Source organism: Blastococcus sp. TML/C7B, from assembly GCF_016612845.1.
GTDB lineage: Bacteria > Actinomycetota > Actinomycetes > Mycobacteriales > Geodermatophilaceae > Blastococcus.
This window is the reverse complement of sequence record NZ_JAEOAA010000001.1, coordinates 79,209-91,862: the sequence shown is the minus strand read 5'-3', so window position 1 is coordinate 91,862 and position 12,654 is coordinate 79,209. Positions and strand designations below refer to the sequence as shown.

At 73.7% G+C, this 12,654-nt stretch carries 13 protein-coding genes; 8 read left to right on the top strand and 5 right to left on the bottom strand.

Annotated elements, in window-relative coordinates; translation table 11 throughout:
- Nucleotides 1-118: 118 nt before the first annotated feature.
- Together JKP76_RS00430 and JKP76_RS00425 are read right to left on the bottom strand one after the other, a co-directional pair.
- Nucleotides 119-760, bottom strand: coding sequence for a TetR/AcrR family transcriptional regulator (locus JKP76_RS00430; protein ID WP_200489108.1), 642 nt, complete (start codon nt 758-760; stop codon nt 119-121).
- Nucleotides 761-825: 65 nt separating this feature from the next.
- Entirely contained in the window at nt 826-1,035 is a 210-nt protein-coding gene (locus JKP76_RS00425) for a hypothetical protein (protein ID WP_200489107.1), read from the bottom strand.
- Between the two features lie 51 nt (nt 1,036-1,086).
- On the opposite strand from JKP76_RS00425, the gene JKP76_RS00420 reads away from it, so the two are divergent.
- The 6 genes from JKP76_RS00420 (at nt 1,087) to JKP76_RS00395 (ending at nt 6,705) form a co-directional block, all read left to right on the top strand.
- A complete protein-coding gene (locus JKP76_RS00420; protein WP_200489106.1) occupies nt 1,087-1,398 on the top strand; it encodes a 2Fe-2S iron-sulfur cluster-binding protein in 312 nt (103 codons plus the stop codon).
- A 116-nt stretch (nt 1,399-1,514) separates the two neighbouring features.
- On the top strand, nt 1,515-2,864 hold the full coding sequence (locus JKP76_RS00415; RefSeq protein WP_200489105.1) for a cytochrome P450: 1,350 nt from the start codon (nt 1,515-1,517) through the stop codon (nt 2,862-2,864).
- A 10-nt stretch (nt 2,865-2,874) separates the two neighbouring features.
- On the top strand, nt 2,875-4,116 hold the full coding sequence (locus JKP76_RS19845) for an FAD-dependent oxidoreductase (RefSeq protein WP_200489104.1): 1,242 nt from the start codon (nt 2,875-2,877) through the stop codon (nt 4,114-4,116).
- A gap of 171 nt (nt 4,117-4,287) precedes the next feature.
- Nucleotides 4,288-5,850: a sodium-dependent transporter gene (locus tag JKP76_RS00405; RefSeq protein ID WP_200489103.1), complete on the top strand. Its 1,563-nt coding sequence runs from the start codon at nt 4,288-4,290 to the stop codon at nt 5,848-5,850.
- Nucleotides 5,847-5,978, top strand: a complete 132-nt coding sequence (locus tag JKP76_RS00400; RefSeq protein WP_200489102.1) for a methionine/alanine import family NSS transporter small subunit — start codon at nt 5,847-5,849, stop codon at nt 5,976-5,978. Before JKP76_RS00405 ends, JKP76_RS00400 begins: the two co-directional genes overlap by 4 nt.
- Before the next feature lie 61 nt (nt 5,979-6,039).
- Complete coding sequence (locus tag JKP76_RS00395) at nt 6,040-6,705, top strand: NADPH-dependent F420 reductase (protein WP_200489101.1); 666 nt, start codon at nt 6,040-6,042, stop codon at nt 6,703-6,705.
- 17 nt (nt 6,706-6,722) lie between these two features.
- Here the strand turns inward: JKP76_RS00395 and JKP76_RS00390 are convergent, their stop codons facing one another.
- Complete coding sequence (locus JKP76_RS00390; RefSeq protein ID WP_242471308.1) at nt 6,723-8,600, bottom strand: DUF2207 family protein; 1,878 nt, start codon at nt 8,598-8,600, stop codon at nt 6,723-6,725.
- Between JKP76_RS00390 and JKP76_RS23095 the strand changes: the two genes are divergently transcribed.
- Nucleotides 8,552-9,484, top strand: a complete 933-nt coding sequence (locus tag JKP76_RS23095; RefSeq protein ID WP_309232941.1) for an alpha/beta hydrolase — start codon at nt 8,552-8,554, stop codon at nt 9,482-9,484. The genes JKP76_RS00390 and JKP76_RS23095 overlap by 49 nt on opposite strands.
- A gap of 4 nt (nt 9,485-9,488) precedes the next feature.
- On the opposite strand, the gene JKP76_RS00380 is transcribed toward JKP76_RS23095, so the two are convergent.
- Entirely contained in the window at nt 9,489-9,743 is a 255-nt protein-coding gene (locus JKP76_RS00380; protein WP_200489099.1) for an isochorismatase family protein, read from the bottom strand.
- Nucleotides 9,744-9,978: 235 nt separating this feature from the next.
- Here JKP76_RS00380 and JKP76_RS00375 point away from each other — a divergent pair, with 235 nt between their 5' ends.
- Entirely contained in the window at nt 9,979-11,505 is a 1,527-nt protein-coding gene (locus JKP76_RS00375; protein ID WP_200489098.1) for an adenylate/guanylate cyclase domain-containing protein, read from the top strand.
- Between the two features lie 6 nt (nt 11,506-11,511).
- Here JKP76_RS00375 and JKP76_RS00370 read toward each other — a convergent pair whose 3' ends face one another.
- Complete coding sequence (locus JKP76_RS00370) at nt 11,512-12,573, bottom strand: TrkA family potassium uptake protein (protein ID WP_200489097.1); 1,062 nt, start codon at nt 12,571-12,573, stop codon at nt 11,512-11,514.
- Nucleotides 12,574-12,654 lie beyond the last annotated feature (81 nt).

Genomic DNA, 12,654 nt, shown 5'->3' with positions numbered 1-12,654 from the left:
CTTCGTGCGTCTGTGCCCGAGCCTCTCGCTCTCGGTGGGCGAGGGGCCCCATCGCGGCGTGACCGCTGCCCCTGGCTCGGACGACCCTCCGGCGCTCCCAGCAGCCGGCGGCGCGGTGTCAGCCGGGCTGCGCCGCCGCGGGCAGGGTGAGGCGCCAGATCTCGGTGACCTCGTCGAGCATCACGTCGCGGTCGATGCTGGTGTTCCCGAGCACGACCAGCCGGTAGGCGAGCTGGTCGAGCTGGATGATCAGCAGTTGCAGCCGCAGTCGGGCGCGGTCCCTGTCCTGCGCCGGGACGCGGTCCAGGTAGCCGGCCATCTCGTCGGCGAAGCGGGCGAAGTTGCCCTGCACCTTCTGGGTGAGGTGCGGGTGCGCGGCCAGCGCCTCGCGCACCGGTCGCAGCAGGTGTGCGTGCTGCTCGTACCAGGTCAGCGTGTTGCGCAGCGAGGCGCGCAGGGCGGTCCGGTCGCCGCTGACGAGCGCGGCGTCGACCTCGCGCCAGTACTCCGGGGTCTCGGCCAGGTTCGCCCGCATGAGGGTGATCAGGGCGTCGGCCTTGTCGGTGAAGGGGAGGTAGAACGCGGCCCGGCTGACGTTCGCGGCCGCGGCGATGTTCCCCACCGTCGTCCCGGAGTAGCCGTCGCGCTGGAAGATCTCCTCGGCCGCGGACAGCAGCCGCTGGCGGGTCGCCTCCCTCAGCTCCTCCCGGACCGTCAGGTTCGGGGGAGTGCCGGGTCCGGTGCCCGAGCGCGCGTCCACGGCCCGACGATAGGTGGTGGTCGTCAGGGTCGGGCCGGTGCGCCTCGGCTCCTCCACGCCGTGGCTCAGGACGCCATGAAGAGGATCTGCTCCCGGGTGTACGTCCGCCCCGGGTGCGCCTCGCTCAGGTGCGCCTGGGCCTTCGCCACGAGGTCGTCCTCATCCGAGCCCTCGATGACCTCACCGCACGGGCAGTTCAGGTACTTCTCCACGCCGTCCTCCTCCTCGTGCGGCCGCGCGGCGATCTCGCTGACGTGGCGCCATTGACTTGACACTGTGTCACTTGTACCGTGCGCCACACCGGACGAACACCAGGAAGGCCGCGCATGAACGTCACTTTCACCCTGCAGGACCGGACCTCGCGCACTGTCGAGGCAGAGCCCGGCTGGAAGCTGATGGAGGTCGCCGTCGACAACGCGATCCCCGGCATCGACGGGGACTGCGGCGGTGAGGCGGCCTGCGCGACCTGCCACGTCTACGTCGCTTCCGAGTGGCGCGACGCTACGGGTGAGCGCACCGACCTGGAGCAGGCCATGCTCGCCAGCACCTTCGGGGTCCGCGAGAACAGCCGGCTGTCCTGCCAGATCGAGACGTCCGAGGAGCTCGACGGGCTGTCCGTCGAGGTCGTCGGCAGCTGAACCCGCGGGCCGGGACGCGAACGCCCGGCCGCCAGCGAGGCAGCACGCACCGCGACCGCGCCGCCGCGAGCACACCGGTTCCGCCACGACCCCTCACCGACCTGGAAGGCAGACGGATGACCACTGCAATGCCACGAGCAGCCACGGACCTCTCCCCGGAGCAGGCCGAGGCCCGGGAGCGCATCTACGCGGCCCCCCTCGAGTCGCTCGACCCGGCCAAGACCGATCGCTTCCCGACCGGGGAGTGGCAGTGGGTCTTCGAGCGCCTGCGCGCCGAGGACCCGGTGCACCTCACGACGGAGGAGCACAGCGAGTTCGGCCGGTACTGGTCGCTGACCCGGTGGGCGGACATCCAGGCCGCGGACACCAACCACGAGCTCTTCTCCGCCGACGGACTCATCGCGCTGAACCGGCCGGAGCCGGTCGCGCGGACGACGTCGATCTTCGACGGCCGCGAGCTGACCGAGGAGGAGGTCCAGGAGCGCCAGAAGGCCGGGATCCGCTCCCTGCTGAGCATGGACCCGCCGGACCACGAGATCCACCGCGGCGCGGTGGCCGAGGGCGTCGCCCCGGCGAACCTGGCCGCCCTGGAGCCGCTCATCCGCGAGCGCGCGGGCGCGATCCTGGACGGCCTGCCCATCGGTGAGGAGTTCGACTGGGTCGACAAGGTCTCCATCGAGCTGACCGCGATGACCCTGGCGACGCTGTTCGACTACCCGCAGGAGAAGCGCCGTCAGCTGACCTACTGGTCGGACGTGATCACGACGCAGGCCGGCCCGGGGCAGCCCGCGGAGACGCAGGAGGAGCACGACCTCGCGATCCGCGACTTCTACATGACGATGGCGGAGCTGGTCGGCTCCCGGCGGAGCGAGGAGCCCCGCATCGACTTCATGTCGCTGATGGCGCACAGCCCGCACTCGGTGAACTTCTCCGAGGCCGAGCTGTTCGGTGACAGCGTGGTGCTGCTGGTGGGCGGCAACGACACCACCCGCAACACGATCACCGGGTCGGTCTACTTCCTCTCCCAGAACCCGGAGGAGAACGCGAAGCTGCGGGCCAACCCCAAGCTGATCCCCTCGATGGTGTCGGAGACGATCCGGTTCCAGACGCCGCTGACCCACATGACGCGCCGCACGACCCGCGATGTCGAGATCGGCGGGAAGGTCATCCCCGCGGGCGACCGCGTCGTCCTCTGGTACGTCTCGGGCAACCGGGACGACGCCAAGGTGCAGGACGCCGACTCCTACGTCGTCGACCGCAAGAACCCGCGCCAGCACCTCTCCTTCGGCTTCGGGATCCACCGCTGCCTCGGCAACAAGCTCGCCGAGCTGCAGCTGCGGATCATCTGGGAGGAGATGCTGGTCCGCTTCCCCGAGATCACCGTCGTCGGGGAGCCGAAGCGCAGCCACGGGCACTTCGTCAAGGGATACGACTCGATGACCGTCGTCATCCCGCGGCGCAACTGAGCGGCCCGCTGTGACTCCGGCGTCCGTCGTCATCGTCGGCGCGGGCGCCGGAGGCGCCCAGGCCGCCGCCTCCCTCAGGCAGGGCGGGTTCGAGGGATCGATCTCGCTGGTCCACGGGGAGCCGGGCCTGCCCTACCAGCGCCCGCCCCTGTCGAAGGCGTACCTCCTGGGCCGGCTCGAGGCCCGCAAGCTGCTGCTCCGTCAGGAGCACTGGTACGCCAAGCAGCGCGTGGACCTCGTGCTCGACCGCGCGGTGGCCATCGACCGCGCCGGCCACCAGGTCCACCTGGCCGGTGGCCCGTCCCTGTCCTACGACCACCTGATCCTGGCGACCGGGTCGCGCAACCGGGAGCTGCCGGTCCCCGGGGCGCACCTCGACGGCGTCATCGGCATGCGGACCCGCGCGGACGCCGACGAGCTCGCCGGTCGGATCCGCGAGGGCGTCGAGGTGGTCGTCGCCGGCGCCGGGTTCATCGGTCTGGAGTTCGCCGCCGTCGCCGCGGCCCACGGCGCGGCGGTGCACGTCCTCGAGCTCGCCGACCGGCCGATGGCGCGCGCCGTCTCGGAGCCCACGGCGCAGTTCATCCGCAGGGCGCACGAGGAGTGGGGCGTGCGGTTCGACTTCGGCCAGGCCCTCACCGCCATCGACGGCGAGGGCCGGGTGACCGGCGTCGAGACAGGCGACGGACGGCGCCTGCCGGCCGACCTGGTCGTCTACGGCATCGGCGTGGTGCCCGACACCGTGCTGGCCGAGGAGGCGGGGCTGGCCATCGAGAACGGCATCCGCGTCGACGACCGGCTGCTCACCAGCGACCCGGACATCTCGGCCATCGGCGATGCGGCCAGCTTCCCCAGCGCGCACACCGGCGGGCGCGTCCGCCTCGAGTCGGTCCAGAACGCCGTCGACCAGGCCCGGCACGTGGCCGCACGGTTGATGGGCACCTCGATCGGCTACGACGCGCTGCCGTGGTTCTGGTCGGACCAGGGGGACCTCAAGATCCAGATCGCGGGCCTGGCCGAGGTCACCGACAGCGCGGTGGAGGTGGCCGTGCCCGAGCCCCGGGCCACGTGCGTCCTGCGCTACCGCGGCGACCGGCTGGTGGCGGTCGAGACCGTCAACCGCCCGGGCGACCACGTCCTCGCACGCAGGATCCTCGCAGGGACCGGCGGCCCGTCGCCAGAGGAGGCATCGGCCCCCTCCTTCGACCTGACGCGCTGGCACGAGGCGTACGGGCTGGCTCCGACGGGCTGATGCCCGAGGCGTCGCGACCAGGCGGCCGGTGAGATCACCGGCCGCCTGGTCGTCCGCTCCGGCTGATCGCGCGGCCGCAGCGGCAGCCGAGTCGCCCGGTTCCTGCCATCCTCGATCGCATGAGCGGGTCGGTGGAACGGACGGCGGGTCAGACCGCGGAGCAGAAGCGCCGTGGCGCGTTCAGCTCCCGGCGGGTGTTCATCCTGGCGGCGATCGGCTCGGCGGTGGGGCTGGGCAACATCTTGGCGGTTCCCCTATGTCGCCTACGAGAACGGCGGCGGCGCCTTCGTGGTGCCCTACCTCGTCGCGCTGCTCACCGCGGGCATCCCGTTCCTGCTGCTGGACTACGCGATCGGGCACCGCCACCGCGGCTCCGCGCCGCTGTCCTTCGCCCGCCTGCGCCGCGGCATCGAGGGCCTCGGCTGGTGGCAGGTCGGCATCTGCGCGGTCATCGCCGTCTACTACGCGGCGGTCATCGCCTGGGCGGTGCGCTACACGTTCTTCTCGCTCGACGAGGCGTGGGGCGAGGACCCCGAGGGCTTCTTCTTCGGCGAGTTCCTCCAGGCCGGCGACGTCGAGATCACCACCGACGTCGTGGTCGGCGTCCTCGTGCCGCTGCTCGTCGTCTGGCTGGCGGTGCTGGCGATCATGGCGCTCGGCGTCCAGCGCGGCATCGGCGCCACCTCGGTGGTCTTCATCCCCGTCCTGGTGCTCGCCTTCGCCGCCCTCGTCGTGCAGGCGCTGTTCCTCGACGGCGCGGGGGAGGGGCTCGACGCGCTGTTCACCCCGGACTGGTCGGCGCTGAGCTCGGCGTCGGTGTGGGCGGCCGCCTTCGGCCAGATCTTCTTCTCGCTGTCCATCGGCTTCGGCATCATGATCACGTACGCGTCCTACGTCGGCCGCCGCGAGGACATGATCGGCTCCGGCCTGGTCGTCGGGTTCTCCAACTCCGGATTCGAGCTGCTGGCCGGCATCGGGGTCTTCGCCGCGCTCGGGTTCATGGCGCAGACCGGGGGCGTGCCGGTCGACGAGGTCGCCAGCGACGGCATCGGGCTGGCCTTCATCGCCTTCCCGACGATCATCAGCGAAGCACCCGCCGGGGCACTGATCGGCGTGCTGTTCTTCGGGTCGCTGGTCATCGCCGGCATCACCTCGCTGGTCAGCGTGCTCGAGGTCGTCATCTCGGCGGTCCGCGACAAGCTCGACACCGGCCGGCTCACCGCCACCCTCGTGGTCACCGTGCCGGTCGCGGTGATCAGCCTGGTGCTGTTCAGCACCACCAGCGGCATCTACGTGCTCGACGTCGTCGACCACTTCGTCAACCAGTACGGCATCCTCGTCGTCGCGCTGGTGAGCATGCTGGTCGTCGCCTGGGTGCTGCGGTCCCTGACCGACCTGAGCGGGCACCTCAACGTGCACGGCCGCCCCCGCATCGGCGCCGGGTGGCGGGTGCTGGTCAGCCTCGTCGCCCCGGTCGGCCTCGCGCTGGTCCTCGGCTTCGCGCTGAAGGACGACCTCGAGGCCGCCTACGAGGGCTATCCGGACTGGCTGCTGCTGGTCTTCGGCTGGGGCCTGGTCGTCGTCCTGCCGGTCGTCGGCTTCCTCGTGGCCCGGCTGCCCTGGCGCGCCGGCACGCACCTGGACGGGCCACCACCGGGCTCCGACCCGGCCGCACCCCTGCACGCGCCGGCCGGCGGCCCGGCGGACGCCGGCTCCGAGGGAGGAACGCGATGAGCGCATCCGCGATCGTGATGATGCTGGTGGCGATGCTCGTCATCTGGGGCGGTCTGGGGCTGGCCGTCGTCAGCCTGATCCGGCACGGCGCCGTCGAGGATCGCGCCGAGCACCGCCGGGACCTCTGACCGGCCCGGTCGCGCAGGCGGGACCGGGAATGACCTCCGCCACACCTGGCTTGGCACGGTCATGACGACTCTCGGGCTCATCGGCAGCGGACTCATCGGCAGCGGCATCGCACGGCTGGCGGTCGCCGCCGGCTACGACGTGGTGCTCAGCAACAGCCGGGGGCCGGAGACCCTCTCCGACCTGGTCGCCGAGCTCGGCCCGAAGGCGCGGGCCGCGACGCCCGCCGAGGCGGCGGAGGCGGGCGACCTCGTCGTCGTCACCGTGCCGCTCAAGGCCTACCGGGAGGTGCCGGTCGAGCCGCTGCGCGGCAAGGTCGTCATCGACACCAACAACTACTACCCGCAGCGCGACGGGCAGATCGCCGAGCTCGACGACGAGTCGACGACGGTCAGCGAGCTGCTGCAGGCGCACCTGCCGGAATCGCACGTGGTGAAGTGCTTCAACAACGTGCCCGCCGCCGGCATGGTGCCGCTGGCCAAGCCCGCCGGGGACCCCGACCGCTCGGTGCTCGCCATCGCCGGGGACGACGAGGGCGCCAAGAAGACGGTGACCGACTTCCTCGACGCGATCGGCTACGACGCCTACGACGTCGGCCCGCTGGCCGAGGGCTGGCGCTACCAGCGCGACACCAAGGCCTACGCCGTCTTCTCCCAGCCCGGGCGCCCGGTCAAGGAGGACTGGCTGCGCAGGGGCCTCCACGCGGCGGTCCGCTACCGCGACATGTGAGGGCGCGGCGGTGGTGGCTACCAGGAACCCCCGCCACCACCGCCGGCCCCGCCGCCGACGCTGCCCGAGCCGCCGGACGACGAGGACGACGACGGCGCGGTGCTCGCGCCGGCGAAGGTGGAGACGAAGACCGGGCCCGAGGACGCGTAGTACCAGTGCCGGTCGTCGTACCCGCCGCGGCCGGCGCGGGTCCGCACCGACGTCGCGAGCTTCGACCACCGCTCGGCCTCGCCGAGGGCGAGGGCCCACGCGCTGTAGTCGCCGAGCGTGCCCTCGGCGAGAGCGTCGTCGATCGCCGTCGGGGCGCACTCGGCGAGGTACCGGCGCAGCGCCTCCACCCGCAGCCAGGTGGAGGAGCCCTGCGGCGTGAGCACGCGCAGCTCCCAGCCGCGCAGCGCCGCGGCCGCCCCGCCGCCGGCGAGCACGCCGCCGAGCGCGGCCAGCACCACCGGGGCGACGCCGGGCCCGTTCGACAGCCACGCGCCCACCCCGAGGACGACGAGCCCGACCAGCGCGGCGAGCACCCCGAACCAGCGCACCCGGACCGAGCGCCGGTCGGCCGCGGCGTCCCACATGCCGGAGCTCTGCTGCCAGCCGGCGAGCTCCGTCCCGAGGGCCGACCAGGCGGCGGCGAAGGACTCGTCGTAGCTGCCCAGCCGCAGCCGGTCGCGGCCGTCGAGGGCGAGGTCGAGCAGCCGGGCGTCGGTGGGCTCGCCGTCCCGCAGGCGGACGAGGGTGGTCGCCTTCCCGCCGTCCGGTGCCGGCTCCAGGTCGAGGACGCCGGTGACGGCGAGCTGCAGCAGCCAGGCCGCCTTGTGCCGCTCGGCCACGGAGCCGGACAGCAGCACCCCGCCCTGCGCGGGCGTGAGGTCCCGGGGTATCGACGGTGAGGGCATCGCGAACCCACCGAGCTGCTCGAAGTCGATCCGGGCCTCGCCGCCGGGGGCGACGACGGTGGGCAGCCACGAGCTGGGCACGTGCTCCCGGCCGGCCTGCCGCACCACCCGGGACACCAGCGCGCCGGCCGCGAGCGCCAGCAGCCCGGCGAGCGCGGCGGGGACCACCGGGTCGGTGCCCGGGTCCTCCGGTGCCGCGCTGGGCGCGGCCGGCGCGGGCGGTGCGGCGTCGAGGGGGCGGCCCTCGGTCGCGAAGACGGTCACGCCCTCGCCGGCGTCCAGCCCGTCGACCCGGGCGACGAGGTGGCCCGGCGCCTCCAGGCGCATGGGGCAGTCGGCGTTCGAGCCGCCCTCCCCGGTGGCGCACCCGTCGGCGACGAGCTCCACCGCGCCGAGCACGTGCACCTCGACCTCGTCGACGGGCACCTCCCAGCCGGTGCCGACGGCGTCCCAGGCCAGCCGGCCGCCGCGGCTGACGCCGTCCAGGGTGTAGCTCAGCTCGTAGCGGTGCTGCCCGGTGATCGTGACGTCGGGGTCGCCGATGCGCAGCCGGACCGGGTTTTCCCCGGTGACGACGACGTCGGCCGGGGCGTCGGGCGAGGTGACCTCCACCGGGTCGTCGGCACGCAGCCCGGGCACGTCGCGGTAGATGCCGCGCCGCTCCTCGACGCCGAAGTCGTAGTCGATGACCTCGACGATCCGCGCGCTGCCATCCTCGGCGATCGTGGCGCTCACCCAGATCCGGGCGACCCGCTCGCCGGCCGGCCAGCGCGGCCACCGCGAAGGCGACGACGGCGACGACCACGGCGGCCAGCACGATGACCCAGGCGTCGATCCGGCGGCGGCGCCGCGCGGCCGTGGAGCGGGCGGACTGCGGCACGTGGACCTCCGGGTCGGGGCAGGGCAGCGGGCTGCTCCGGTGGGCCGCGCCACCCTAGCGGTGCGGCCGCATAGGGTGCGCCGCACGCACGTCCGGCACGGGAGAGGATCCGCATCCATGGCCAGCCTGCAGATGCGCGCGATCTCCGTGGTCCTGCGGCTCACCCGCAAGCCGCGGATGGCAACGGTCGAGCGGGCGCGGAAGCGCATCGCCGAGCCGAAGGGCTCCACCGCGCCGCCGACGGCCCTGCTGCGCCGGCACCACGTGCGCACCCGCTCGGTGCAGGGGTTCCCGTGCACCACGGTGGCGCCGCGCGACGGGGGCACCGGCCGGGCGGTCGTCTACCTGCACGGGGGGTCCTACGTCAGCGAGATCGCGAAAGCAGCACTGGGCGCTGATCTCGAAGCTGGCCGATGCCGGCGTCCGCGTCGAGGTGCCGCTCTACGGGCTGGGGCCGCAGCACACCTACCGCGAGGCCTATCCCTTCGTCACCGAGGTGTACCGCGAGCTGCTGGCCGAGGTCGACGCCTCGGCGGTCACCGTCGCCGGCGACTCGGCCGGCGGCGGTCTGGCGCTCGGCTTCGCCCAGACGCTGGCCGAGGCGGGCCTGCCGCAGCCGCGCCGGCTCGTGCTCCTCTCGCCGTGGCTGGACCTCACGCTGAGCCACCCGGACCTGCCGGCGCTCGAGCCCCGCGACCCGTGGCTGAACATCGACGGCACCGTGGAGGCGGGCAAGGCGTGGGCCGGCGGCGACGACCCCATCCAGCCCCGGCTCAGCCCGATCAACGGCGAGCTCGGCGGGCTGGCGCCGATGGAGGTCTACGTCGGCACCGCCGAGCTGTGCCTGCCCGACGTCCTCCTGCTCCAGGAGCGCGGCGCGGCCGCCGGTGCCGCGCTGGAGGTGACCGTCTGCCCCGGCGCGGTGCACGTCTACCCGCTGGTGCCCGCGCCCGAGGGCCGGTCCGCGGCGAAGCGGATCGTCGAGGAGATCGCCCGGGGCTGACCGGTCAGGCCGGCGCGAGCTCCACCTCCGCGGCCGGGGTCACCGCCGTCGCCCGGCCGGGCGCCTCGGTGTAGCGCCAGTAGGTGTTCGTGCAGGCGATCGCGTCCTCCGGCCCGATCGGCATGCCGAAGCGGCGGAGGTCCTCGGTGGTGTGCGCGTCCTCCACCAGCGTCGTGTCGTACCCGCGCACCAGCGCGCCGTGCAGCGTGGCGCGGATGCAGGCGTCGGTCTGCGCCCCGGTGACCAGCAGCCGGCCCACCCGCGCTCGGCCAGCCGCTGCTCCAGCTCGGTCTCCTCGAAGGAGTCGTCGAACCGCTTGTGCACCACCGGCTCGCCGTCCCTGCTTCCCCCGTCTCCCCGTTGATCATCGTCAGGTGGTCGGGCCCGACGGCGTGTCGACCAGCCTTATGACGATGATCAACGGGGGAGGTGGCGGTGAGCACGATCGGGGGACGGGGCGGAACCGGGATGCCCGGGGTGTCGTTGCGCAGGTCATGACCTCGGACGGGAGCCCGTGGCCGGTTCCGGTGGCCCGGGCCGCCGCGTGGGCGGAGTGGGCCCCCAGCGGCAGGTCCGCCGTCCCGTTCATCGCGCTGCTGGTCATCGTGGCGAACCTGGTGGGGGTCGGCACCGTCGTCCTCCTGCTCCTGGGCGTCGACGACGGCAGCGGGCGGACCGGCCGGACGGAGGTGCTCTGGACCGCGGTGGCCTACCTCGTCCTCGCCCTGCCGGCCGGCGGTCTCGCGGGCCTGCGGCGCCAGCGGTCCACCACGCGCTGGCTCCTGCAGCGCCGCGAGCCGACCCCGGCCGAGGCCGGGCAGGCGCTGCGCCTGCCGCTGGACGTCGCGCTCGTCGCCGCCGCGATCTGGCTGGTCGCCGCCGTGCTGATGTCGACGGTCGTGGCCATGCTCTTCCCCGAGCCGCTGGTGGGGCTGCGCGTCGCGGTGGTGGTGACGCTGGGCGGCGTCGTCACCGCCGGTGTCACCTACCTGCTCACCGCCCGCGCCGCGCGAGCGGTCACCGCGATCGCGCTGGCCGCGCACCCGCCGGTCGGCGCGCTGGTCCTGGGCGTGCGGCCGCGCCTGCTGCTCACCTGGGCGCTGACCAGCGGCGTGCCCATGCTCGGCGTCGTCCTGCTGTTCCTCGACCCGAGCGACCCCGACGGGCCGGGAGAGGCGGCGGTGGTCTTCCTCGTCGTCGTCGCGCTGCTCGTCGGGGCACTCGCGACGCTGCTGACCGCCCGCGCCGTCGGGCAGCCGCTGCGCGAGCTGCGCCGGGCGGTGCAGCAGGTCGGGCGGGGCGACTACGGCGTCGACGTGCTGGTGGACGACGCCGGTGAGATCGGGCTGCTCCAGGAGGGCGTGAACACGATGGTCGCCGGGCTCGCCGAGCGCGAGCGGCTGCGCGACCTGTTCGGCCGGCACGTGGGGACGACGGTGGCCCAGGAGGCGCTGCGGACCGGCGTGAGTCTGGGCGGTGAGGAGCGGGTCGTCGCCGCCCTGTTCGTGGACATCGCCGGCTCGACGTCGCTGGTGCGCCGCACCGGGCCCGAGCAGATGGTCGGCCTGCTCAACCGGTTCTTCGCCGTCGTCGTCGAGACCGTGGAGGAGGAGGGCGGGCTGGTGAACAAGTTCGAGGGCGACGCCGCGCTGTGCGTGTTCGGCGCCCCGACCGACCACCCGGACCCGGCGGGCGCGGCGCTGCGGGCGGCCCGGCGGATCTGCGACGCCGTCGCCGTGGCCGGCGAGGTCGACGTCGGCGTGGGCGTCGCCTGCGGCCCGGTGTGGGCCGGCCAGGTCGGGGCGGCCAGCCGGCTGGAGTACACGGTCATCGGCGACCCGGTGAACGAGGCGGCCCGGCTGACCGAGCTGGCCAAGGACCACCCCGGCCGCGCGGTCGCCAGCGGGCCGACGGTGCTCGGCGCCCCGCCCGATGAGCGGGAGCAGTGGGTCCGCGGCGCCGAGGTCACCCTCCGCGGGCGCGACGAGGCGACCACCACCTGGGTGCGCGCTCCCGCCTGAGCGGGATCAGGACTGCGAGAGGGGCTGAGCCGGCTTCCCCGGCTCGTGGGCCTTCACCACGACCAGGACGTCCTCGGGCTGGAGGGTGCCGATCAGCGGGTCGTCGAAGCGCAGGGTGCGGCCGCCGCGGGTGACCGACAGGACGATGTCGCGCAGGTCGCGCGGGCCCAGCCCCACCTCGCTGGCCTGCGCGGTGCGCTGGTGCAGGTCGAGGCCCTGCCCGCCGGTGACGAGGTCCTCGACCACCGACACCACCCGCGGCGCGTCCGTGGAGAGCCCGAGCAGCCGGCCGGAGGTGGCCGAGGTGGTGATGACGGTGTCGGCGCCGGACTGGCGGAGCAGGTTGGCGTTCTCCTCCTCCCGGACGCTGGTGGTGATCGGCACGCTCGGGTTCAGCTGCCGCACGGTGAGGGTGATCATGACCGCGGCGTCGTCCCGGTTCGCGGCGACGATGACCGCGCGGGCCCGCTCGACCGAGGCCCTGCGCAGCACCTCGGTGCGGCCGGCGTCGCCGACGATGCCGGTGAGACCGACGGAGTTCGCCTCGTCGATGGCGCGCGGCTCCGGGTCGACGACGACGATCTTGTCCGGGGGCGTCCCGTTGGCGATCAGCGAGCGGATGGCGCTGCGGCCCTTGGTGCCGTAGCCGCACACGATGACGTGCTGGCGCACGCGGGACCTCCAGCGGTGGATGCGGAACTCCTCCCGCGAGCGCGCGGTGAGCGCCTCGAGGGTCGTCCCGATGAGGACGATCAGGAACATGATCCGCAGCGGCGTGATCAGGATGATGTTGACCAGGCGCGCCTCGGGCGTGACCGGCGTGATGTCGCCGTAGCCGGTCGTGGAGAGGGTGACCGTCGCGTAGTAGGTCGCGTCGAGCAGCGAGAGGCCGACCTCGTCGCCGTCGCGGTAGCCGTCGCGGTCGAGGTAGACCACGAGGACGACGGCGACGAGCACGAGCGCCGCGATCCACACCCGGCGCAGCACCTGGCGGACCGGGGAGATCTCCTCGTGGGCGATGCGGACACCGGTGTGCTCGGTCTCGCTGCCCTCCCACTCGCTGCCCACGCCGCGGACAGTAGTGAGCCGCGGCGCCGGGCGCGCGCGAACCGCCCCGAACGGGTCAGGACCCGGTCGGGGCGGCTGCGG